The 21,742-nt window shown below is 50.2% G+C and carries 21 protein-coding genes and 1 pseudogene; 12 read left to right on the forward strand and 10 right to left on the reverse strand.

Annotation, left to right across the window (positions count from 1 at the left end; genetic code table 11):
- Positions 1–71: 71 nt before the first annotated feature.
- On the forward strand, positions 72–677 hold the full coding sequence (locus tag WKI47_RS21245; protein WP_340229195.1) for a sigma-70 family RNA polymerase sigma factor: 606 nt from the start codon (positions 72–74) through the stop codon (positions 675–677).
- On the opposite strand, the gene WKI47_RS21250 is transcribed toward WKI47_RS21245, so the two are convergent.
- Together WKI47_RS21250 and WKI47_RS21255 are read right to left on the reverse strand one after the other, a co-directional pair.
- A complete protein-coding gene (locus tag WKI47_RS21250) occupies positions 598–1,833 on the reverse strand; it encodes a M56 family metallopeptidase (RefSeq protein ID WP_340229196.1) in 1,236 nt (411 codons plus the stop codon). The two genes, WKI47_RS21245 and WKI47_RS21250, sit on opposite strands and share 80 nt — an antisense overlap.
- 1 nt (position 1,834) lies before the next feature.
- A complete protein-coding gene (locus tag WKI47_RS21255) occupies positions 1,835–2,203 on the reverse strand; it encodes a BlaI/MecI/CopY family transcriptional regulator (RefSeq protein ID WP_340229696.1) in 369 nt (122 codons plus the stop codon).
- A 224-nt stretch (positions 2,204–2,427) separates the two neighbouring features.
- Between WKI47_RS21255 and WKI47_RS21260 the strand changes: the two genes are divergently transcribed.
- The gene (locus tag WKI47_RS21260; RefSeq protein WP_340229197.1) at positions 2,428–3,102 is read left to right on the forward strand and encodes a hypothetical protein; all 675 of its coding nucleotides are present in this window, start codon (positions 2,428–2,430) and stop codon (positions 3,100–3,102) included.
- Between the two features lie 398 nt (positions 3,103–3,500).
- On the opposite strand, the gene WKI47_RS21265 is transcribed toward WKI47_RS21260, so the two are convergent.
- Positions 3,501–4,076, reverse strand: coding sequence for a hypothetical protein (locus tag WKI47_RS21265; protein WP_340229198.1), 576 nt, complete (start codon positions 4,074–4,076; stop codon positions 3,501–3,503).
- Between the two features lie 607 nt (positions 4,077–4,683).
- Here WKI47_RS21265 and WKI47_RS21270 point away from each other — a divergent pair.
- The 3 genes from WKI47_RS21270 to WKI47_RS21280 all read left to right on the forward strand — a co-directional run bounded on the left by WKI47_RS21270 (position 4,684) and on the right by WKI47_RS21280 (position 6,984).
- Positions 4,684–5,877, forward strand: coding sequence for a hypothetical protein (locus WKI47_RS21270; protein WP_340229199.1), 1,194 nt, complete (start codon positions 4,684–4,686; stop codon positions 5,875–5,877).
- Positions 5,878–5,889: 12 nt separating this feature from the next.
- The gene (locus WKI47_RS21275) at positions 5,890–6,306 is read left to right on the forward strand and encodes a hypothetical protein (protein ID WP_340229200.1); all 417 of its coding nucleotides are present in this window, start codon (positions 5,890–5,892) and stop codon (positions 6,304–6,306) included.
- 99 nt (positions 6,307–6,405) lie between these two features.
- Positions 6,406–6,984 carry a hypothetical protein gene (locus tag WKI47_RS21280; protein WP_340229201.1) on the forward strand — a complete coding sequence of 193 codons (579 nt, stop codon included), beginning with the start codon at positions 6,406–6,408 and terminating at the stop codon, positions 6,982–6,984.
- A 306-nt stretch (positions 6,985–7,290) separates the two neighbouring features.
- On the opposite strand, the gene WKI47_RS21285 is transcribed toward WKI47_RS21280, so the two are convergent.
- Positions 7,291–7,632 carry a hypothetical protein gene (locus tag WKI47_RS21285; protein WP_340229202.1) on the reverse strand — a complete coding sequence of 114 codons (342 nt, stop codon included), beginning with the start codon at positions 7,630–7,632 and terminating at the stop codon, positions 7,291–7,293.
- A gap of 195 nt (positions 7,633–7,827) precedes the next feature.
- On the reverse strand, positions 7,828–8,103 hold the full coding sequence (locus WKI47_RS21290) for a hypothetical protein (protein WP_340229203.1): 276 nt from the start codon (positions 8,101–8,103) through the stop codon (positions 7,828–7,830).
- Positions 8,104–8,232: 129 nt separating this feature from the next.
- Between WKI47_RS21290 and WKI47_RS21295 the strand changes: the two genes are divergently transcribed.
- Together WKI47_RS21295 and WKI47_RS21300 are read left to right on the forward strand one after the other, a co-directional pair.
- Positions 8,233–9,360: an FAD-dependent oxidoreductase gene (locus tag WKI47_RS21295; RefSeq protein ID WP_340229204.1), complete on the forward strand. Its 1,128-nt coding sequence runs from the start codon at positions 8,233–8,235 to the stop codon at positions 9,358–9,360.
- A gap of 57 nt (positions 9,361–9,417) precedes the next feature.
- Complete coding sequence (locus WKI47_RS21300) at positions 9,418–10,380, forward strand: Rpn family recombination-promoting nuclease/putative transposase (protein ID WP_425355502.1); 963 nt, start codon at positions 9,418–9,420, stop codon at positions 10,378–10,380.
- 92 nt (positions 10,381–10,472) lie between these two features.
- Here the strand turns inward: WKI47_RS21300 and WKI47_RS21305 are convergent, their stop codons facing one another.
- The 4 genes from WKI47_RS21305 to WKI47_RS21320 all read right to left on the reverse strand — a co-directional run bounded on the left by WKI47_RS21305 (position 10,473) and on the right by WKI47_RS21320 (position 13,501).
- Entirely contained in the window at positions 10,473–10,802 is a 330-nt protein-coding gene (locus WKI47_RS21305; RefSeq protein WP_340229206.1) for a hypothetical protein, read from the reverse strand.
- Between the two features lie 136 nt (positions 10,803–10,938).
- Complete coding sequence (locus WKI47_RS21310) at positions 10,939–11,487, reverse strand: MarR family winged helix-turn-helix transcriptional regulator (protein WP_340229207.1); 549 nt, start codon at positions 11,485–11,487, stop codon at positions 10,939–10,941.
- A 127-nt stretch (positions 11,488–11,614) separates the two neighbouring features.
- Positions 11,615–12,553 carry an NADP-dependent oxidoreductase gene (locus WKI47_RS21315; protein WP_340229208.1) on the reverse strand — a complete coding sequence of 313 codons (939 nt, stop codon included), beginning with the start codon at positions 12,551–12,553 and terminating at the stop codon, positions 11,615–11,617.
- 249 nt (positions 12,554–12,802) lie between these two features.
- Positions 12,803–13,501: a hypothetical protein gene (locus WKI47_RS21320; RefSeq protein ID WP_340229209.1), complete on the reverse strand. Its 699-nt coding sequence runs from the start codon at positions 13,499–13,501 to the stop codon at positions 12,803–12,805.
- A gap of 504 nt (positions 13,502–14,005) precedes the next feature.
- Here WKI47_RS21320 and WKI47_RS21325 point away from each other — a divergent pair.
- The 3 genes from WKI47_RS21325 to nikC all read left to right on the forward strand — a co-directional run bounded on the left by WKI47_RS21325 (position 14,006) and on the right by nikC (position 17,835).
- Entirely contained in the window at positions 14,006–15,679 is a 1,674-nt protein-coding gene (locus tag WKI47_RS21325; RefSeq protein ID WP_340229210.1) for an ABC transporter substrate-binding protein, read from the forward strand.
- Positions 15,680–15,911: 232 nt separating this feature from the next.
- Positions 15,912–16,916: an ABC transporter permease gene (locus WKI47_RS21330; protein ID WP_340229211.1), complete on the forward strand. Its 1,005-nt coding sequence runs from the start codon at positions 15,912–15,914 to the stop codon at positions 16,914–16,916.
- A gap of 10 nt (positions 16,917–16,926) precedes the next feature.
- Complete coding sequence (nikC, locus tag WKI47_RS21335) at positions 16,927–17,835, forward strand: nickel transporter permease (RefSeq protein WP_340229212.1); 909 nt, start codon at positions 16,927–16,929, stop codon at positions 17,833–17,835.
- A 105-nt stretch (positions 17,836–17,940) separates the two neighbouring features.
- Here the strand turns inward: nikC and WKI47_RS21340 are convergent, their stop codons facing one another.
- Entirely contained in the window at positions 17,941–18,171 is a 231-nt protein-coding gene (locus WKI47_RS21340; protein WP_340229213.1) for a hypothetical protein, read from the reverse strand.
- 707 nt (positions 18,172–18,878) lie between these two features.
- On the opposite strand from WKI47_RS21340, the pseudogene WKI47_RS26235 reads away from it, so the two are divergent.
- A pseudogene (locus WKI47_RS26235) lies at positions 18,879–19,396 on the forward strand (DUF418 domain-containing protein).
- Between the two features lie 141 nt (positions 19,397–19,537).
- The gene (locus WKI47_RS21350; RefSeq protein WP_340229215.1) at positions 19,538–21,586 is read left to right on the forward strand and encodes an McrB family protein; all 2,049 of its coding nucleotides are present in this window, start codon (positions 19,538–19,540) and stop codon (positions 21,584–21,586) included.
- The last annotated feature ends 156 nt before the right edge of the window (positions 21,587–21,742 follow it).

Consider the following 21,742-nt stretch of genomic DNA (forward strand, 5'->3'; position numbering starts at 1 on the left):
TGAGTTATTGCTTTTAATGTTGACATGGTACCAGTTGTCAAAACTATAATTCAATTCGGAGGTGATACGAGATGAGACTTGATGATAGTCAGAGTCAAGCGATCTCGGAATTGTTTGAAGAGATGGAGAAATTTTTGAGAACTTATGCACAAAGCCACGGGAAAGATGTTTTTTTAGCGGAAGAAGCTGTGCAGAAAACTTTTGAAATGGCTTGCCGAAAAGTAGAGAAAGTATTAGCAAGTCCAAATCCGAAAGGGTGGTTAATGAACACCTTAAAATATGTCATTAGTGATATGAATCGAACATCCAAGCAGACTGCAAAAAAAATAGAGAATATACGGTTTGAGAAGAGAAGTATAGTCTTCAGTGAGCCGGATTCGCTTGACCTAGATTTATTGTATGCGGGTTTAACGAATCAGAGAGATTACCAATTGATTAAAAGTGTCTTTTTGAGTGGATACTCAACGACGGAAATAGCAAAACAACTCGGAATTTCTATAGAAGCTTGTAAAAAGCGTATACAACGAGCGAAAAAGAAGATTAGAAAACGTATAGAGCAAGAATTAGAAGACGATTGTGCAAGCTTTTCGGAAACGTTCAATTCAATTTTGAAATATTCGATTGCTCGTATTGTCTTAACAACTTTTCGAAGTGGGATATTTGTTTGTTGGTATTGACATTACTTTGAGACGTGTCCACGACCGTTTTTTCAGCAGAAGAGCTGGAGTGAGCTTCAGATTTGCCGTCTGCGTAGTTTTGTAATTTATTAGAAATTTTTTCTATTTTTTCATTATTTTTGTCGACGCCGGAATTTGGATTTGTAACTTCGGTCGATTCTCCTGATGCCTTTGCTTCAATGGTGTTTACCACAGCATCTATCGCTCCTGTAGTAAGTACACCTGCTATAGCCAGTGCAAGAATCAAGGTTCCCGTTTTTTTAGGTTTGATATCCATGATAAGAGTAAGTCTTTTTCTCATATTTTTTGTACCTCCATAGAAAGTGGTGGAACATGCCGTTTGAGACTGAATGCCATGTTTTGCAACACGAATAATCGTTTCTCCATATTGTCGTCTTTGTTTTGTATCGCAGCCTTGTAAAGTTTGCGCATCACAAGAAAGTTCGCACTGAAGTAGAGAAGCTTTTGATAGTATATAAACGATAGGATTAAACCAGTAGATCAGGTTCACGATCAAAATAATTAATTTGACCCAAAGGTCGTAACGCTTCAAATGAATCAATTCGTGTTTGAGGATCAGTGTCCATTCTTGATGCGTAAAAGATATATCGGGAATTAAAATAGCGGGCCGTAAAAGACCGACTAACATGGGACTGTTAATCGCCGGACATACTCTAAGGCTAACGTGACTTTTAATATTTAATTCTTCTTTTAAGGTTTTCAAAATCTTGAACATTTCGGGATCATTAGATATTCTGCTCCAACGACGAATGGTTTGCATGAGTTTTTGATGGCGTATCCAATGATAGAAAAACAAAATCAGTATACCCATTACCCAGATTCCTGAGAGAATCCAAAGCCAAGCAAGAATAAATGGAGACGGCGACATATAGCGATCTGAAATGTTAATCGACAGGGACTGCACGAACGCAAAGGGCGAAAAATGATCGGGTTCGGGCTTCGGAATAAAAATGAATACTGTATCGAATAGAAGACGTACCGGGAAAAACCAGCCTAAAGCAATCAATATCCAGCCCAGGTAAACCCGTTTTGCTGAATATCTGCTGGACAACGTATGCCACGCAGCGGCGTAGCACAGAGTTAATATGGACATAGAAAGTGAATTTTGAAAAAGAATGGTGATGAATTCTTTCATGTCATTCCTTCTTTTCTTTTAACCATTTTTCCAATTCGTCGAGATCTTCAGATTTTATTTTCGTTCCGTCGTAAAGTTGAGATACCATACTGGTGAACGAATTGAAGTGGAACCTTTTCATAAAACCTTTTGCTTCAAAATTCAAATATTCTTCTTCACTGATTAACGGAAAATAATTGCGAATCTTGCCATTCTTTTCTGTACGGACAAAGCCTCTTTCTACCAGTCGGAGCATTAGCGAAATGATAGTTTGAGCTTTCCATTCTTTGGAATTCCCAAGCTGTTGCATAATCAAGCTGGTCGTAATCGGCGGTTCGTTGTCCCATATTACTTTCATGATATCGAACTCCGCGTCTGGCAGTCGCTTCATGATCACAAGTCTTTCATCTCCTTTAAATGAAATTTTTCTGTATTGATATTCTACAATTGTCTTAAATGTTTTTCAAGAGATACAAAATTCTTTTCTGCCTTTATAGAAAGAACTGTCCCTTGAGCTTACTTTTTAGACATGAATATTATGATCGGAAAAACGACAAAGAAAGGAGAAGGAATTTTCTGTTCCAAAAATTCAACTTGAAGTGGAGGTAAAGAAAAGTGAAAAAATTCTTAGGAAAGTTTGGTATGGTACTTGTCTTACTTACTACTTTTACGGTGCCCAGTTTTGCAAAAGCAGCAGATCAGTCGATTTATTCGGCGATGTCTTTAGATCAATTGGCTTACTCGGACGTTGAACATGCGCCGAAAGAATGGAAAGAAAAGATTTTAGCGGCAAGAGAAAAGCTCATTTATAGCGAATCTTGGACGGTTGACGGGCAAGTATCTTATGAATTGCCTGATGGAACTTTGAAATCGCTACCTGAATTTTCAGAGTTGTTTCCGGGGTGGGATGTTCCAAAAGTAAACACTTTCAAGGCTAGTGATCATCCGGTTGCGTTGGACGATCCCATCTTCACAATTATGGCTGCCAGTTATGTGGGATACGTCTATTTATTTAATCCACCAGTGGGACAAGAAACACCTAATTTTTATGCATTTACTGCTAATACCAATCGCGTTACGATGGAAGCGAGTACACTTCCAGGAAGTAGCTATAACGCCGGATATGCCAATCTGACCAACGGAACAAGCGTAGGTTGGGCAAATAATTTGGCACTGGGCTCGAAATTTCACCTTACTAATCCTGTATCGGGACATTCTTATGCAGCTCGAGCAAGTACTTATAGTACTGAAGGATATGCTTTGATGAGCGTATATAACAATCCGATCTGATAAGAACTACACTATTTTTTGCAGAAAAGTAAGACTTTACTGCAATCGCAGATATTTCGATGAGCAAGTGGGCAGGAGTGAAAGAGAGAGTTTGTAGATGGAAAGTTCGGGTTGGCGTTTGAGGTAGCGGAGGAAGATCAAGCGCTGCTGCATCGGTGGACGCGGGAGATTTGCGAGTATCGGCTGCATGTGCATTTTGAGCGGCGGGCGCAGCCTCAAAATTCTGAATAAGAGAGCACGGTTTCATTGAATTATGCAGCCGTGCTCTTTGTAACGATTAGGATCTAAATGCCTCACCCCATTAATTAAATGTTCCAGTTTGGCTAGAAGCTTTTGCTGCTAGATAACGAAGGAGATTGGTATCTAGCATGTAAGTGATAGGGAAATTCGTCTCCAACTTACTCATGCTCGTCGTTATCCTCTTCAGGAATTACATTTTTGCCGTCTTGCCAGAGTTCAATAGCGATTCTGGCGGCGTGAGCCGTTCGTTCTGCAATTTGATTTCTTTCTCGAAGAAAGGATTGGAAGCCTGTTTCGGACTCGAATTGTTCCGCGAAAATTCTCCATGAAGAGTGTTCTCCGGCAACCTGCTCAGCCTTATATTTTCCGGCTATACAATTTCGTCTCACCTGTTGAGGCGTAATCCCTTTATACCTTGAAATTTCACGAACCGTGAAATATTTCGGCGTAGTTTGTCTATCGGAGTTTGGTTCTTCTTCTTCTTCTTTTTCCAATTCGGATACGACCCGTTCGATTTCTTCCTGCAATTCGTCATCTTCGATCGTTTTTGAAAATTCGCTTTGAAGTTCTGCGGAAAGTTTAGACTGCGCTTTTTGAAGTCTTCTTTCGGTTCGAAGCTTGAGGATATGTGCCTGAACCAGCGCATCGGCTTCCGTTTCGCTGATTCGCATTTTTTTCAGAATCTGATTTTTGAGGCCATCGTAAGAAGAAGATTTGTGCTTCAAGCTTCCCATAGACGACTCAACTCCTTTTGTTTTATGGTAGAAATATACCACAAGTTCAACGTAAAGAACATTTGGAACATAACTATTATAGCGAACTATCATAAACACGGCCTCATTCTACATGAGACCATTTTTTTGTTGTAAGACAGGAGACATGATCAAGTGTTTATGAATACGTATAACTACACTTATAATTGTACGTATCTACCAAATCACGGATCGAATTGAGAACAACTGTATAAAATAAGCTGGAGAATAACGAGAAGTTGGTTCCAGCTTATTTATTTTGATCTAGTACTCTGTACCAGGTCAAATAGTGCGTTTCGGACGAACGTAACCTTACCTCACTTGGTGCAGAGGGTCCCCGAACCAAATATTCATACAACTTGCTCTCCACCGCATTCTCCAATACCAAATTCATATGCACAACGGGAGATGTATCAATTTTGGGAAATGAAAAAACTTTTTCCGGAAATTAGACGTTCTAAAGGTAGAGGGAAAAAAGCCTTGTCTATAAAAATTCATTTTATAAAGGCTTATCATTAGCAATCCTGGAAAGGAGGAACGGCAAAAAAAGTAGCTACTACCAAATCAAAAGGAGCTGATTCCGATTTTTTTGCGAAAAACTACCGTTTATTCTGCCGCGCCGCTGTTATTGCTTTTAATATTGATGTTATGGATACCTTCGACCGCATTGGCGGAAGAAGAAAAGGTTTCGCATGAAACCGCACAAAAAGCTGTAGAAGCCGATCTTGCCGGAATGAATTCTGAACATGAATTTTATGCACAGTGGCAAGGGGCTAAGGTTGAATATGAGCGAGAACTTTATGATCTTGAAGATGCAGTGATTGGTTATTATTTTCTTCTAAAATTGGATACGGAAACGGTTGGTTATTATGTCACTTCTGCCCGGACAGATCTACCGCCGATTTTGGAGTACGGAATTGAGTCTGAATTTGTTGAAACGAAAAATAACGAACGTATTTATTATTTCGGCGGTTCGGGTTCGATTGCCGGTCGCGATAGCGCGGAAGTTATCGCAGCAATCGGTGATCGTGTAGAGTCTCGAAATGAGGCAATTGCTACTGAGGAAAAAGGCGATTTTTCCAATTCTCGTTCGGCGCAAGCACAAGCAACGGCCGCATCTGAGCAACAAGGGCTGGACGAAGTCGTTGCGAGTCTGGAACTGGATGCCGATCCGAATGCGACATCGCATTGGGAAGAATTGTTGAATCCGCCTCAAGGTATTACCATAGCGGCTTTACCTGAAACGTATAAGTTGAATGTTCCTTTTATTTATCAACGAATGGCCGGAATAACAGGGCCGGGCAGTGCCTGCGGACCGACGACGCTTGCGATGATCCTCGAATATCTTGGCGACCAGGGGCTTGATGTGGAAGATGCCCGGTATTACAATAATTCAATCGTCAATTTAGTCAACGGCAACCGGAATATCATGTCAACAGGTGTGTTTGGCACAACTTCGGGTAATATGGTATTCGGTCTGAACAATACGCTTAGACCGGGCTGGACGATTACTTCGATAAACGCCGATTCATCAGGGGCGATCGAGAAGTATAAAAGCCGAATCGTCAGCGGTCGTCCTCCGGCATTGATGTGGGATAAGCTAGTTCTATTTCCTTGGACGGACGCACAGTTGAAATGGCATTGGCAAGCCGGATCGGCTTACACCTATAGCGGTAGCAGCTTTATGTTCGGTGTAAAAGATCCGGATCGCGACGCGACGACTCGTTATTACAACTGGAACAGCAACCAAAGCGGATTTTTGTTTATCTCTTATGCCAAATGATAGGGTGATCTTATGTCTAAATTTAAAGTTTTACCGTTTTTATTGATCATACTCACTTTTGCACTAAGCGGATGTGTGCCTCCCGGTGCGGAAACGTATTATCGTTCGCAGTACACGGGAACGTCCGACAGTTTTCATATCGAGTTAAAAACGATCGAGTCGGTCAAGCCTGCGCCGGAAGGTTCTACACTTCGGATTCTTGTTCATGATGAAGAAGAGAAGGAAGGCGTTCCGGCCCAGATCTATTTTGAAGGTTCACAAGGGATGATTGAAGGCGAGATTGGCAAAGAAAGCGCGATCAACGTTAAAGACATTCCGGCGCAGAACTTGAACGGATTGGATTTTGAAGCCACGATCAAAGTTGACGGCAAGGAAGAAAAGATCGTGTTCAAACGTGATCGGGAAGAACGGAAAAACTTCTACCCGTGACCGTAATCTAATTATCGTACTTGGGAACGAAGGCAAAAGGATGCTGCTTGTGCAGTATCCTTTTTCGTATCTAGCCAACCTCGGAAGGAGTCCGAATTCATGCTCAAACTTAATCTTATTCAAGCACACAAAAAAACAGCCGTTCTCGGACTCCTGTCGCTCGTCTTGCTGATCTCCACGATCATGCTGTACACCTCCAACCGAACCTATCGAAGTTACATCGACTACGAAATGCAGACCGATTTTTCGAACATGGTCCAGGCGATCGACGATAATGGGATGGTATACGAAGAGATCCTAAGCACCGGAACGTTGAATGAAAATCAGCGGGTCCGCCTTCTCATGACCAATCGGGATCTCGCTAACCTTTGGGAAAAATACAAGCGCACAGTCGTTCATTTCAAGCGCGAGCAGCGGGAGTACCCTTACGGAATCATCTCGATAACGGCCCTGAAAATAACCAGCTTCGCGGGCGAAGAAAAGGTCAGATCGTTAAGCGCAAAAGACTTGGCTGTCATCGAAAACTTTGCGGAATTGAATACGTTATGGCAAGAAGCTTTCGATATTCTCGACCGTTTCGACAGCACGCAAAAAGGCGTTTACCGTTTCCGGGATTCATTGTGGGTCGAGCGTATTCAATTAGGGCGTGTACGCAAACTCAGGCGACGTGCATCTTGAGCTGCCTTTTCGCCCTCCTCTACGTCACTTTCCCTTGACGTGCCCCGGCACGCCTTCGGAAAAGTTCCTGGATGAGAACGAATATTCAGCTCAATCTGCGCCCTTCGGAGTTTGCGTACACGCCCTAGCGGAAAAGAAGACGGAATCTTTTTTAAAAGAACGGAATCTCGAAAGTCTGGACGACCTCTGGTTGGAGCGCACGGAGATCAAATGAACCGCCTGCCGTCCTATCTTACTTTTCCATGCCAAACAGCGCCCGACCCCGAAATTCCGGGAGCGAGCGCTGCATTTTTTAACTGTAATCCTCTATTCGTTGTCTTCGTCCTCTTCTTCGTCTTCCCCGTCCCCATGCTCCGATAGCAACTCCAGCGTCTCCAACAGCATCGCGACGTCTCCCGAGACTTTCATCAACACGGTGTTTTCGTCTTGGGCGCCGACACGTTCGAACTGCACGTCGGTCAGCAGATCGCTGTCCGTCAATTGAAGCGAAAGGTGGTCGGCCAGTTCTTCGGGAGACAGGTTGGAGACGTCCTCTAGGCTAACCGGAAGAACGGCGGCGATACGGTTATTTTCCTGGATAGCGTGAATCTGTTGCAGCGTGAGCGGTTGAATCAGGATGTGTTGCGCGGAACCGGATGTCGTTGCCATAATGTAGCGCTCCTTTGGGTAGGGGGTGAAAGGCGGCCGTGCTCAATTCGAGGTGCGAAGTGATATGTAAAGATTGTGGATACACGTCCAGTGTAGGAGCAGATACCTAATTTAGGTACTTAGCAATACGATATCCCGAACGAAATATTGCGGCATGCCTAGAAGTGAGATCACCCAACGTCTCTTTTTCCGCAATTACGCCCGTATTTGTTTGCTCTTCACAAACGCACTCACTACACACGCGATCGCCCCATAAGCCCCGCCGTAAATCACCCAACTATCCAGATTCGCTTTCAACGTAGACCCATCCGTCCATATAAAAAGCAGCGGAATAAACAAACTCGCCACTACGCTACAACCGGAATGCAGCTTAAGTCGTTTTCCGATCAACGCCAGCACCACCGCGAGCAGCGGAGCGATCACGAGAATCATCAACAACGGATTCAAATCCGGAAAAATTTCGAATAACATGGTTAACCCCTTTTTGCGACATACGCATTTTTTCTTTTTCTATAAAGAAGAACCCGCCGGTTGGTATAATAGTTACACAGAAGGCTGAACGAATCACTTATCTTTACCTGTGGAAAGGAAATGTATCGTATGAAAAAAATCATCGTCGTCGGCTCCGGCATTCTCGGGGCTTCGGCGGCTTACCACTTATCCCGCTCGGACGCTGAGGTGACCCTGATCGACGCCATACATCCCGGGCGCGCGACGGATGCGGCGGCCGGGATTATTTGTCCCTGGCTGTCGCAGCGGCGCAATCAGGCTTGGTACCGGCTCGCCAAAGCGGGTGCGCGGTATTATGCCGAACTGACGGAGCAGCTGCATGCGGAAGGCGAGAAACATACCGGATATGCCCGGGTGGGCGCGCTGAGTCTGCATACGGACCCCGTCAAGATTGAGCAGATGCGCGAACGCGCCGAGAAACGCAGGGAGGACGCGCCGGAGATCGGGGAGATCCAGGTGCTGGGCGAGTCGCAGGTGCGAGAGCTTTTTCCGCTGCTGAACGAAGGCTATCTGGCGGTTCGGGTCAGCGGGGCGGCTCGGGTGGACGGACGTGCGCTGCGGGATGCGATGGTATCGGCGGCACGTCGTAACGGAGCAAAGGTTATAGAAGGCGAAGCGGCGTTAAACGTAGCGGAAGGGCGCGTAACCGGCGTGCAAGTGAACGGCGAGCGATTGGATGCGGACGAGGTGGTCTTGTGCGCGGGGGCCTGGTCAGGTGAACTGCTGCGGCCGTTGGGGCTTGATTTTCAAGTGACGTACCAGAAAGGACAGATCCTGCATCTCGGCATGCGCGGTCAACCGGATAGCGGTGCTTGGCCGGTGGTAATCCCGCCGACCGATCAATATCTGCTGGCATTCGATGACGCGAAAATGGTAGTCGGCGCGACGCACGAGAACGGGGTCGAACTGGCGGACGTGCGCGTGACGGCGGGGGGGATGCACGAAGTTTTGGAAAAAGGACTCGCGCTCGCGCCTGGGCTGGCTGACGGAGAATTGGAGGAGGTCCGAGTCGGCTTCCGTCCTTTTACGCCGGGCTTTCTGCCCGTGATCGGACGTGTTCCGGGCTGGGAAGGACTCATCACCGCCAACGGTCTGGGCGCGTCCGGCCTGACGATGGGACCATTCCTCGGCAGCCAGTTGGCGAAGCTTGCGCTGGGGCTGGAAACGAATTTGCCGTTGGAGGATTATGCGGTGGAGAAGGCATTGGGGGAGAAATGACACGACTCTGTAGGGAGCAAAAATGATATAATGAAAGAAAATACGGAGATGATGAGTATGGAGTTGCTTGACCCTCGGAATGACTTTTTGTTTAAACGGATTTTCGGTAGCGAAGAGAATCGGGATGTATTACTGGCCTTTTTAAACCGGACTTTTGACGAAGCAGGAAAGCCTACATTAAGCGAAATTATTCTGCTCAATCCGTACACGGATAAAGATTCGCCGCGCGACAAGCAATCCATTCTCGACATCAAAGCCAGAACCACTGAAGGCGAAATCATCAACGTGGAAATGCAGCTTTTCAACAAGTACGACACGGAGAAAAGAACGCTTTTTTATTGGAGCAAGCAGTATGGTTCGCAGTTGGTTGAAGGCCAATCTTACAGTTCGCTCAAGCGTTGCATCACGATCAACATTTTGAACTTTTCTTTTTTGCCGAACGATCGGTATCACAATGTTTTTCATTTGCGAGAAGATCAGACCGGTATTCCCTTGATCGACGATATCGAAATTCATATGCTGGAGTTGCCGAAGTTGGAAGAGCGCGAAGTTTCTTTGGAAGAAGGCGGGTTAGCCAACTGGCTGTTATTTTTAAAAGGAGCCAATCCGGACAAATGGGAGGTACTGACCATGAATGAACCGAAGTTGAAAAAAGCGATGACGACGTTGGAATTTTTGAGTCAGGATCGAGAAGCCAGAATGCAGTATGAAGCTAGACAGAAGTATTTGCATGATGAGGCGTCTTTGATGGAAGCTGCGAAGAATGCGGAAATTTACGGATTTAAAACGGGACTGGAAAGCGGAATTCGACAGGGGATCGAGCAAGGAATAGAACAAGGAATAGAAAAAGGGAAGCAACAAGGCATTGAACAAGGCATTGAACAAGGCAGACAGCAGGGCATTGAAGAAGAGAAAAAACAAACGGCACGAAAATTGCTCGCCTTGGGATTGGAATTAAGCACGATCGCCGGAGTTTCGGGTTTATCCATGGATGAGATTCGCCGATTGCAGAATGAGTAACGTTAAGCTTTTCGATACCATACAGTGAAAGAACATAACAAAAAGACCTTCATCTTCTTGATAAGGTCTTTTTCCCACGTCTAAAACTTGTACTAAATCTCCTGCTCCAACAACCCAAGCTCTAACGGATCAAAAAGATACAGCGGACGCGCATACGACGGCGTAGAATGACCTTTGATCATCTCTTGCGCGGAAAGCTGGATTTCGATCCCTTTTACCGCGTCTTCTGCACCTTTACTTGGGAAAACGTACCGAACCCCTCCATCAAGGGCACGTTCCGCTGGCGTCGAGAAATCCGTGCTGAGGGTAGCATCAGCAGCGGAAGAAGCAACAATCGATGTCGGCGCAGCTGCTTGACCTACAGGCAAGCACAGCGAAGCTAGTAAAATCCCGCAAGCCATTGCCTTTTTCAACACGTTCATCTTAAACCTCCTAACTTCATATTCCATATGATCCCTTATTTTACACGAAAAACGCTCCAAAAGAACACCTCAACTGCACAAAAAAACCGCTTCGCAAAGAAACGGCTTTTTCGCTATGCCTATGTTGTTCAAACCGTTATTTCAAATGCTTATCCGCATTCGCAGCCGCTTTCAACGCCAAGCGGGTCAGCGTCGCCAGCTCTTCTTCGGTAAAGCCTTCCGTCGTCGCTTCCTCCACCTGCCGCCAGACCTCGGTCACTCGCTGTTCCAGCGCGCGTCCCGCGTCCGTCAGCGATACCAGCGTTACCCGGCCGTCTTCCGGCGAGCGGGAACGCGATACCAAACCGGCTTCTTCCAGCCTTTTGACGGATTTGGCTACGGTAGAGTGGTCCAGCCGAAGCGCGCGTCCCAAGCTGTTTTGCGACTGCGCGTCTTTGTCCCAGAGCTGAAATAACAGGATCTCCTGCCCGGCGAAAAGCCCGATCTCGCGTAGTAGCTGGGAAGCCAATCCTTTGTGCGAGCGGCCCATGGCAAAGATCGCGAAGCTGACCGGAAACCGTTCGCCGGCGCTGAATTCGCGGGGAGCGGGCGGGGTAGAAAAAGCTGCGGTATGCGAATCTTGCGGCGTATCCGTTTGATTGTTAGGCTGAAAAGCTTCAGATGGCTGAGCGTGTTCGTGCGTCATGATCTTTTCCTCATTTCTGCCTGATTTGCACATAAAAAGCTTAAACGATCAGCCTCCCATGCGCGTCAAAGCACTGCTGCTTCTATCATACCTTCTACGTTATAGTCGTTCCAGCAGCAAGATACAGTCACGCTTGCGGATTCAGCAAAATACGTCCGCGTCCCCGGCGCTGTTCGCTGAAGCGCTGCGCTTCCGAAGCTTGACTAAGCGGATAGACGCGTCCCGTTTCCATTTTCAGCGTGCCGTCCGCAAGCAGGTCGACAATCTGGAGGAGATGCTCGCGCGTGGCAAACACGGTATTGAACTTCGCGGTCACGCCGTGCGCCTCGGCTTGCGCCGCATCCGGGTCGCCGACGAGGGAGACCAGAATGCCGCCGCGCTTCAGCACGTCCCATGAACGTTGTTCCGTGTCGCCGCCGACCGTATCGACGACCAGATCGACATCGTTGACTAGTTTGGAAAAGTCTTCGCTGCGGTAGTCGATCACCACGTCCGCGCCGAGCGATTTCACGAATTCGATGTTCGTTGCCGAAGCCGTCCCGATCACGGTCGCTCCTTTCCACTTGGCGAGCTGCACGGCGAATTGACCGACTCCGCCCGCAGCGGCATGAACGAGAACGGTTTGCCCGCTTTGCAGATTGCCTTCGAGGAATAGCGCTTTCCAGGCGGAATCCGCTCCGGCTTTGATCGCGGCGGCGTCTTCGAGCGAGATGGACTCGGGCAGCTTGACCAAAGCTTCTTCTGTGGCGACAGCGTACTGGGCGTACGAGCTGCGCAGATCGCCGAAGACCCGGTCGCCCGGTTGCAGCGCAGACACTTTCGAGCCTACCGTTTCCACGATCCCCGAGGCGTAGAAGCCTGGCGTGTAAGGGAAGGCGATCGGAAAGACCTGCTCCAGCCAACCGTTGCGAATTTTCCAATCCAGCGGAATCATGGCGGCGAAGGAGATGCGTACGAGCACTTCGTTTTCCTGCGGCTGAGGCCGGGGTGTTTCGCGCAATTCCAGAACGTCAGCATCTCCGTAGCGGTCGACCAGAATAGCTTGCATGTTGTTGTTTTGAGTCATGATTATCGTCTCCTTTGTAGGTGGAAATCAGGTTAGGTTTTTGAATAATGTTGCCGGCCACATAAATATAATTCAAATTTAAGTGGTTGGCAACATATTTTTTCGAAAAATAAAAAACGACATTTCTCGTACCTTGAACCGTAATCCGATTCAGGCGGAAATGTCGTGGGTCGATAGGACGGTGTAACGTACGTAGCAGGCAGCGGGATTCGAAACCGTTCGATACCACGCGTCTGCGAGGATGTGGGTTCAGGATTCTACCGCGTCGCCGCGGAGCGTATAACGTTGATATTTCGGTTTCTTTTGCCCAGTAGCCTGTGCTTCGCGCACTTCCACATAACCGCCCCGAACCAGATCGCCTACTTTCATAAGATAAGCCTCCATCTGATCCTGGTCTTGCAAGCCCCACTGTTTACGAAGCTGCGGATGATCGACGGAAAATTTGTACGTATGGACGCGCTGCCCGTATAGCGATGCCGAATCATTTTCAGACACGCTTCGATAGGCTTGAAGGAGCTTGGAGGCGGCTGCATTTTCGGCAAGCACCGACGAGTCCGTCATCCCCAGCCTTTTCACATACGTAAAACCGTAGGCTTCCAAAAAGGCGCTATACTCTGCATTTTGTGCTTCGCGATCCACTAACTGAGGAGGGATACGGGACTCCAACAACACAAAATTACGTGGCGCCTCTTCATCGGGTTTGAACATATATGCACGATCCGGATCATGGGCAAAACGCACGTACACCGGATAAGTCGGCAGCATAGAACGTTTGGCTTCAATCTCTACAATCTCCGACTCGGCGACGCCGCGATCTGTAAGGTAAATGCGCATATCGCGCTCGAATCCGTTCAATTTGAGTTGAAGCAGTAGGGATAAAATAGCGACCAGCAGGACAGGAATCAGAATCAAAGCGAGCGCGATCTTTTTTTTTGCCGTAGAAAACATGGTCAACCCCCTTGCGAAGCAGTAAGCGCCTCTTTAACGCAATAAACGCACGGGAAGGCAACAAAGTTATTGGATTCGGAAAAAGTAAAAAAAGGTAACGCGTATCGACTCTGCATTAGGAGGAACATCCTGTTGCTGGAAGTGGATCATTAGTCGAATAGGTTAACGAAAAAAGCGCAGAAAAAGAGGGAATGATCAATTTAGTGTGTTGATCCAACAGAAATTGATAAATTTTTTCTATAAAAATTTCCAAACGTTTCGATTAAACGTATATATGAAGAAAGAAAAATTCATTTTGAATGATTTTAGTCACTAAACCTTACATAAAGAAAGAGTTTTCAAAAAATATATTGCGAATAGACAGTCATTCATGTAAGTTATATTCACTCGACTCAGAGCCCATGCTTAAGCAAGAAAACCAATATACATAATAATTACAAAATGTTGGGCTTGGCAGGCGATGTGCGCGGGCAGAATGCGATCTTAGAGGGGAGCGTACTGTTCATGAGAAAAAGATTGGGATTGTTGTTTACGTTAATGCTGTCGTTGATGCTGGTGCTTGCTGCCTGCGGAGGCGCGGGGGAGAGTGCAACGGAACCGGCGACTTCGACGGAAACCGGAACCGAGACGACTACGGAACCTGCAACAGAGCCAGCCGGAGAAGCAACTGGCGGGACATTGATCGTCGGGCGCGGCGGCGATTCGGCAGCGCTTGATCCCGCCATCGTAACCGACGGCGAATCGCTGAAGATCGCACAGCAAGTCTTCGATCCGCTGCTCGCGTACAAAGCGGGCACGACGGAAGTCGAACCGGCGCTCGCCGAAAGTTGGGAAATTTCCGACGACGGTCTGACGTATACGTTCAAACTTCGACAAGGTGTGAAGTTTCATGACGGCACCGATTTTAACGCCGACGCGGTCGTGTTCAACTTCAACCGTTGGAACGATCCGGACAGCGAATACAAGTTCGAAGGCGATTCGTTTGACTACTACGATTCCATGTTCGGTCCTGCCGAAGCCCGCGTGATCAAAAGCATCACGGCTTCCGACGAATCGACGGTCGTATTCGAACTGAACCAACCGCAAGCGCCGTTCCTGCAAAACCTGGCGATGCCGCCTTTCTCGATCGCCAGCCCGAAAGCGATCGAAGAATCGGGAGCCGACTTCAAAGCAAATCCGGTCGGAACCGGCCCGTTCGTGTTCAAGGAATGGAAGCGCAGCGACTCGATCACGTTGGAAAAGAACCCGGACTATTGGCAAGAAGGCTTGCCGAAAGTCGATACGGTCATCGTGCGTTCGATCCCGGACAACACGGCCCGTTTCAACGCTTTGCAAAACGGCGAGATCGACCTGATGGAAGACCTCAGCCCGGACGATCTGGCGACGCTGGAAAGCAATCCTGATCTGCAAAAGTTCAACCGTCCGCCGTTTAACGTGGCTTACCTGGGCTTCAATGTAACGAAAAAGCCGTTCGACGATCCGAAAGTACGTATCGCGCTCAGCCACGCCGTCGACAAGCAGGGCATCGTGGACGCGTTCTTCGCGGGACAAGCCGAACCGGCCAAAAACCCGATTCCGCCGTCGCTGTGGGGCTACAACGACAGCATCGAAGATTACGCTTACGATCTGGACCAGGCCAAGCAATTGCTCGCCGACGCCGGGTATCCGAACGGAATCGAGCAGCCGCTGACGTTCTACGCGATGCCGGTATCCCGTCCGTACATGCCGGACGGCCGCAAAGTGGCGGAAGTCATCCAAGCCAGCTTCGCGCAGATCGGGGTCACCGTAAATATCGAATCGCCGGAATGGGCGACGTACCTCGACGATCTGAGCAAAGGCGAAAAAGACGATCTGTTTATCATCGGCTGGACCGGCGACAACGGCGACCCGGACAACTTCTTCTACCCGCTGCTCGACAAAGATTCCATCGGCGGCAACAACTACGCGCAGTACGCCAGCGAACCTTTGCACGAACTGCTGGTAAAAGCACAGCAGGAAACGGATCAGGACGCGCGTGCCAAGCTGTACGAAGAAGCACAGGTTATCGTGCATGACGACGCGCCGTGGGTACCGCTCGTACACTCCACGCCGCTGCTGGCCGCTTCGAACAACGTTCAAGGCTACGTGCCTTCGCCGACCGGCTCCGAGCCATACGCGGAAATTTCGATCACGCAGTAAACGGTAATTTGAAACAACTCCCTACGTTGACCGCGCTGTAAAGTGAGTCTGCGTTCGAATGGATCTGATCGATCGTCGCAGCCATCCACCGATTCAAGGCAGTCAACGTATACGGCCCGCGAGGTACGCCGCTCACAGCGGCAAACTTCCCGGGCCGTAACTTATCTTTTTATCCGGCATCGACCTTGCACCAACTCCCGATTTATACCAAACCGACAGCGGGTGAGAGACCATGGCTTCTTACATATTCAAACGATTGGCCGTACTGATTCCGGTACTGCTGGGCATGACGATCATCGTGTTTTCGATCATTCATGCGATTCCCGGCGATCCGGCAGATACGATTCTGGGGGAAAAAGCGACCGAGCAGTCCAAGCAGGCGCTGCGCGACCAACTCGGACTCGATAAGCCTTGGCTGCAACAGTATTTCAGTTATCTCGGCGATCTGCTGACCGGCGATCTCGGGAATTCGATTCGCACACGCGCGCCGATCTCGGAAGAGATCGTGCCTTATTTGGCCGCGACATTCGAGCTGACCGTCGCCAGTATGCTGTTCGCGGTATTTTTCGGCGTCAACGCGGGCATCATCAGCGCTTGGAAGCACAATTCGTGGTTCGACTATATCTGCATGTTGATCGCGTTGCTCGGCGTGTCGATGCCGGTCTTCTGGCTCGGCTTGATGGAGCAGTGGATCTTCGCCAACGAGCTGCATTGGCTGCCGTCGAGCGGACGCATGAACGCACGCGATCCGTTGGATGCGGTGACCGGGTTCTACGTACTCGACGCGATCATTCAAGGACAGTTCGCGCAGCTCTGGACCGTATTCAAGCATCTGGTACTCCCGGCGATCGCGCTCGGTACCATTCCGATGGCGGTCATCGCCCGCATGACGCGCTCCAGCATGCTGGAAGTGATGCAGCTCGATTACGTGCGCACGGCGCGGGCCAAAGGATTGTCGCAGTTCGCAGTCGTTTATCGCCACGCGCTGAAAAATTCGTTTATTCCCGTGCTGACCGTCATCGGTATCCAAACGGGCGCTTTGCTCGGCGGGGCGGTGTTGACCGAAACGATCTTCGCCTGGCCGGGTGTCGGCCGCTATATTTTCGAAGCGATCAGCAATCGGGATTATCCGGTGATCCAGTCCGGCATCCTGATCGTCGCGATTATCTTCGTACTTATCAATCTGCTGGTGGATCTGCTCTACGTCATATTCGATCCGCGCATCCAGTACAAATAGGGGGACTCATATGAGCGACGCATTCCTGAAAGCCGACGTTCGGCCGACCGCCGATTCGGCGAACAAGAAAGTGCAGCACGGTCCCTGGCGGGATGCGGCCCGGTCGTTCGCGAAAAACAAAACGGCGTTGATCGGATTGGGCCTGGTCGTGTTTTTCGTTCTGCTGGCATTGGTCGCCCCGTTAATCGCGCCGTTCGATTACAAAGCGCAGGTGCTGTCCGACCGACTCAAGCCGCCGTCCGGCGAGCATTGGTTCGGCACCGACGACCTCGGCCGCGACATTTTCAGCCGCGTGATCTACGGCGCCCGAATCTCGCTCTGGGTCGGTCTGCTGTCGGTCGTCGGCTCGATCGTGATTGGCACGCTGCTCGGGATTATCGCAGGTTTTTACGGCAAATGGGTGGATATGCTCATCTCCCGCGTGTTTGATATCCTGCTCGCGTTTCCCGGCATTCTGTTGGCGATCGCCATCGTGGCCATTCTCGGACCTTCGCTGCAAAACGCGTTGTACGCGATCGCGATCGTCAACGTCCCGACTTACGGGCGATTGGTTCGCTCCCGCGTCTTGTCGCTGCGGCAGGAAGAATTCATCACCGCCGCCCGCGCGCTCGGAGCCAATGACGGCCGTATCCTGTTCAAGCACATCTTGCCCAACAGTTTGACCCCGATCATCGTGCAAGGCACGCTCGGCGTCGCCACCGCGATCATCGAAGCCGCAGGCTTGGGATTCCTCGGTCTCGGCGCGCAGCCGCCCGATCCCGAATGGGGCAAGATGCTGTCCGATTCCCGGCAGTTTATCCAGACCGCCCCGTGGACCGTCATCTTCCCTGGATTGTGCATCCTGCTGACGTCGCTCGGCTTCAACCTGATGGGCGACGGTCTGCGAGACACGTTCGATCCGAAGATGAAAGGGAGATAAGCGCGTTCTCTTCGGTCGGTTGACGGCGCATAGGCGCAATCGGCAACCGTTTATCCGGAGTCGATTCGGCTTCGCGCGCAACGGTCCGTTTGGCGAATGTTGACGTCATGCACACATTTTTGCTTCTACATCGCTTCTAAGCCCGTTTTCGGCCGAATATGTGAACCAAAGGTCAACATTTTTTGAATACGGATCGGTTTCGGCAAAAAATTCGATCAAAATGTCAACATTTATGCAGCAGTCAGCAGTCAGCCCTATCCCTTCTACCCAATCACCTTCCCTTTTATAAAAATAAGGGAAGGTGATTTTTTTATCTTTTCCTTTCCCTTGCATCAAAAGCCGTCCTCCCGTAAAATATTTTATAACACATTCGTATTAAAAAAGGAGGCCTCATGCACAATCCAAACCAAAAGCAAAAACGTATCGAGCTGCTCGATATTCTGCGCGGGTTCGCGATCCTCGGCACTTTGGGTACCAATATCTGGCTGTTCGCCACCTACTCCGACCTTACCGCTTTTCTCGACCTGACCGGCTGGAGCGCATCCGCCGAAGGAATCGTGACCGCGCTACAGTCGATTTTCGTCAACGGAAAAATGCTCGGCCTGCTGACGATCCTGTTCGGCATAGGGCTGGAAATGCGCTACCGCAAAGCCGAACGAACCGGTTTGCCCTGGCGGCGCTTCATCCTGTGGACGATGCTGCTGCTGTTGCTCGACGGCCTGCTGCATTACGTGTTCGTGTTCGAATACGACGTGCTGATGAGTTATGCCGTGACGGGCATGATCGTGGCGATGCTAATTGGATTGTCCGAGCGCAAGCTCACCGTTATTATGATTGTCAGCCTCGCCCTTCACGCTCTGCTGATGTTGTCGCTGTCGCTCGGACTCGGCTGGATCATGCAGGACGCCGGTTTTCAACGCGAACTGCTGGCGCTCGGTCAGGAAACGAAAATCCTTTACGCGGACGGCAGCTATATGCAGCAAATCCTGTACCGTCTGAACAACTTCTTTTCGCTGCGAGCGGAAGGGGTAATGATCGGCCTGATGAATATCGGACTGTATATCGGCGGGATCAAGCTGCTGCGCGGAGAAGCGTTCCAAAATACCGACAAAGGACGCCGGACGCGCGCAACGTTGCTGAAAATCGTGCTGCCGATCGCGCTGGTGCTCAATATCGTTCCGTTGTTCGCGAGCGGTTATCTGGATCTGGCGTTGCGTTATATGTTCGCTCCTTTGCTGTCGATCGGTTATATCGGTTTGCTGGGTTGGATCGCGGACAAGCGAGCATTGCGCGGCCTGACCAACCGTTTGGCGGATATCGGAAAAGCGGCGCTCAGCTGCTACGTGTTGCAAAACACCCTGGCATCTGTCTTTTTTATGGCTGGGGACTGGGGCTCGGCGAGCGTTACAACGTGTGGCTAACGCTCGGCATGTTTGCCGTTATCGCCGTCCTGATCGCGATCGCCGCCAATCTCTTCGTACGCAGATGGCAAGCAGGTCCGTTAGAGTTGTTATGGCGCAAGCTCTCCTACGGGCCGTTCCGAAATTCGCGTCCATCCTGAGTCGACACGCCTTTGCCGTTTGGGTATAACTTCTATAATGCGTATTGCCCGTACAGCTTTTGAAGACGGAATATGTATATAATACGGATTATAGAAAAGACGTTCGGGTTTCGATCCGACAATCGGTAACGGAGGATTCTCATGATCAAACAAAACGGAAGCTGGTGGAAAGACGATCGTATCCCCGGCCTGATTGCACGCAAACAAGTGGACGGTTTTCTGTTCGGACACGGTTTCGAGATTCCGCCGGACTTTCGTGCAGACTTTGCGGAAGAAGGAGGCTTGCTGCCTGCGGTCGGAGAAAGCCGTCCGGTGCGTCTGCTGCATCAAAGCGGAGATACGCTTGCCACTTATGAAGCCCGATTGGAGCATTGGCGAATCGCCGTGCCGAGCGGGAAATCTTCATTAGAAATTCGCTACGATTCCAATAAAGAGTTCAAAGATTTTTTGCGGTCCGCTTTTCGGATTACGTATCGGGAAGTAGAAGAGTGGGCCGCTCGGTTTGCGAGAGAGCAGGGCGGAGACGGTGAAAGCAAAGAGGCGGGCCGACCAACGGATGCGGAAAAAGGTTCTTCGCAGACGGCAGTCGACAACTCGTCCGCCCGGCCTGCTTCTTTATCCGAAAACCTTGCGGGTTCCGCGGAGCGCAGTGCCTCGTCCGGTTCGCGCCGGATTCCGCCGCGCGGATCGGTGGAGATCGCGGCCGTACGGAATCCTTTCGATACGCCGGATGCTTATTTGCCGCGCGAAGAACGAGCCGAATATTTGTATGTGTACGAGACGGATACGCCGTTCACGTACCGGATCGAGCTGCGGACGCTTGGCGGGCGCGAGGTGAGCCGGACTCATTTTCATATTGCGGAAACAAAGGCTGACTATTCGGTTGAGGGGGAAAAGTCCCAGGATGAAGCTACCGAAGCTTCTGCCGCGAATACGATTCCGGTACCTCAGCCTTTGCCTCATATCCCGGATACAGAGGTTCGGATGGCTATAGCGGGCGTATCCGACTATATTCGGCAGCGCGGCTTTTCGTTCCCGGACGGGTTGGTCGAGCATTTTTACCTGTCGCTCAAAACGCGTCCGTTCGTGATCCTTGCAGGCATCTCCGGCACAGGCAAAACGCAGCTTGCGCGCCTGTTTGCCGAAGCGCTTGGTTCGACGCCGGACAACGGACGTTTCACGCTGATTCCGGTTCGGCCCGATTGGAACGACCCGGCCGACCTGATCGGGTACAAAGACCTGTCCGGCGCGTTCAAGCCCGGTCCGCTGACGCTGGCGCTCAAAGAGGCGTCGCGGCCGGAACATGCGGAGTATCCGTACTTTATCGTATTGGACGAGATGAATTTGGCGCGCGTCGAGCATTATTTCAGCGACGTGCTCAGCCTGATGGAGACGCGTCGGCGCTACGTTTTGCGGGAAAACGAAGGCGTGCTCGGTATGTCTCAAGTCGGCAGTATCGTCACCCAGCCGCTGCTGCCGGAAGCTTCGCTCGAACGGGTGCAGGACCGGGCGCTGTACGGCAATCTGGCGATCCCCGGCAACGTGTACGTAGTCGGCACCGTCAATATGGACGAGACCACGTATCCGTTCAGCAAAAAGGTGCTCGACCGCGCGGGAACGATCGAATTCAACCATATCGACCTGATGCGGCTGCCGCAGCTTTTTGCCGAAGCCCAGCCGGAAGCGGAAGTGCTGTCGGCTGACCGCCATCTGCTGGGTAGCGATTATTTGCAGCTGGTGGACGCGATGGAGAACCATTCCAAGTTGATCGAACGAACAGCCGAAGAGCTGGCGCAGATCAATGGGATTTTGGAAGAAATCCAGGCGCATGTCGGCTTTCGGGTACGGGACGCGGTGTGTTTTTACCTGATCTATAACGAGCGCTTCGGCCTGATGACCCGCGCGGAAGCGTTCGACGCCCAGTTGATGCAGAAGATTTTGCCGCGTATCCAGGGGAGTCGTTTTTCGGTCAAAAGGGTGCTGCTACATCTGCTGCGCCATTGCCTCGGAAGCGAAGCGGAAAAAGCATTCGACTGGCGCGAGCTGGAGGATTCCGCCGAAAGCGTCTACGCCGGACGGCGCAGCCGGGAAGCCCTGTCCGCCGCCCGTTATCCGCAAAGCGCCCGCAAAATCGCGTATATGCTGCGGCGGTTGGACGAGGACGGGTTCACTTCGTATTGGTTGGGTTAGTAGCTTGTCCCACTTCAATAGTAGGCTTAGGTTCGGCTGAACTTAACCTTACATTGACCTGGGACAAGCTACGGACACTGCGTACCTTCGCCTTCAACAGGGTCAAGGCGCGCAACTGCCACACCCTGCCTTACGGGCTGGCAAGGCGCTAAGATA

It is taken from the genome of Saccharibacillus sacchari, from assembly GCF_037722395.1.
Classification (GTDB): Bacteria; Bacillota; Bacilli; order Paenibacillales; family Paenibacillaceae; genus Saccharibacillus; species Saccharibacillus sacchari_A.

Coding starts and splice junctions, on each gene's coding strand:
- WKI47_RS21265 (WP_340229198.1), bottom strand. CDS start 4,076: ATGGGAAGCTTGAAGCACAAATCTTCTTCTTACGATGGCCTCAAAAAT.
- WKI47_RS21275 (WP_340229200.1), top strand. CDS start 5,890: ATGTCTAAATTTAAAGTTTTACCGTTTTTATTGATCATACTCACTTTT.
- WKI47_RS21330 (WP_340229211.1), top strand. CDS start 15,912: ATGGCTTCTTACATATTCAAACGATTGGCCGTACTGATTCCGGTACTG.
- WKI47_RS21310 (WP_340229207.1), bottom strand. CDS start 11,487: ATGACGCACGAACACGCTCAGCCATCTGAAGCTTTTCAGCCTAACAAT.
- WKI47_RS21290 (WP_340229203.1), bottom strand. CDS start 8,103: ATGTTATTCGAAATTTTTCCGGATTTGAATCCGTTGTTGATGATTCTC.
- WKI47_RS21325 (WP_340229210.1), top strand. CDS start 14,006: ATGAGAAAAAGATTGGGATTGTTGTTTACGTTAATGCTGTCGTTGATG.
- WKI47_RS21285 (WP_340229202.1), bottom strand. CDS start 7,632: ATGGCAACGACATCCGGTTCCGCGCAACACATCCTGATTCAACCGCTC.
- WKI47_RS21320 (WP_340229209.1), bottom strand. CDS start 13,501: ATGTTTTCTACGGCAAAAAAAAAGATCGCGCTCGCTTTGATTCTGATT.
- WKI47_RS21255 (WP_340229696.1), bottom strand. CDS start 2,203: ATGAAGCGACTGCCAGACGCGGAGTTCGATATCATGAAAGTAATATGG.
- WKI47_RS21305 (WP_340229206.1), bottom strand. CDS start 10,802: ATGAACGTGTTGAAAAAGGCAATGGCTTGCGGGATTTTACTAGCTTCG.
- WKI47_RS21350 (WP_340229215.1), top strand. CDS start 19,538: ATGATCAAACAAAACGGAAGCTGGTGGAAAGACGATCGTATCCCCGGC.
- WKI47_RS21250 (WP_340229196.1), bottom strand. CDS start 1,833: ATGAAAGAATTCATCACCATTCTTTTTCAAAATTCACTTTCTATGTCC.
- WKI47_RS21315 (WP_340229208.1), bottom strand. CDS start 12,553: ATGACTCAAAACAACAACATGCAAGCTATTCTGGTCGACCGCTACGGA.
- nikC (WP_340229212.1), top strand. CDS start 16,927: ATGAGCGACGCATTCCTGAAAGCCGACGTTCGGCCGACCGCCGATTCG.
- WKI47_RS21245 (WP_340229195.1), top strand. CDS start 72: ATGAGACTTGATGATAGTCAGAGTCAAGCGATCTCGGAATTGTTTGAA.
- WKI47_RS21295 (WP_340229204.1), top strand. CDS start 8,233: ATGAAAAAAATCATCGTCGTCGGCTCCGGCATTCTCGGGGCTTCGGCG.
- WKI47_RS21300 (WP_425355502.1), top strand. CDS start 9,418: ATGGAGTTGCTTGACCCTCGGAATGACTTTTTGTTTAAACGGATTTTC.
- WKI47_RS21280 (WP_340229201.1), top strand. CDS start 6,406: ATGCTCAAACTTAATCTTATTCAAGCACACAAAAAAACAGCCGTTCTC.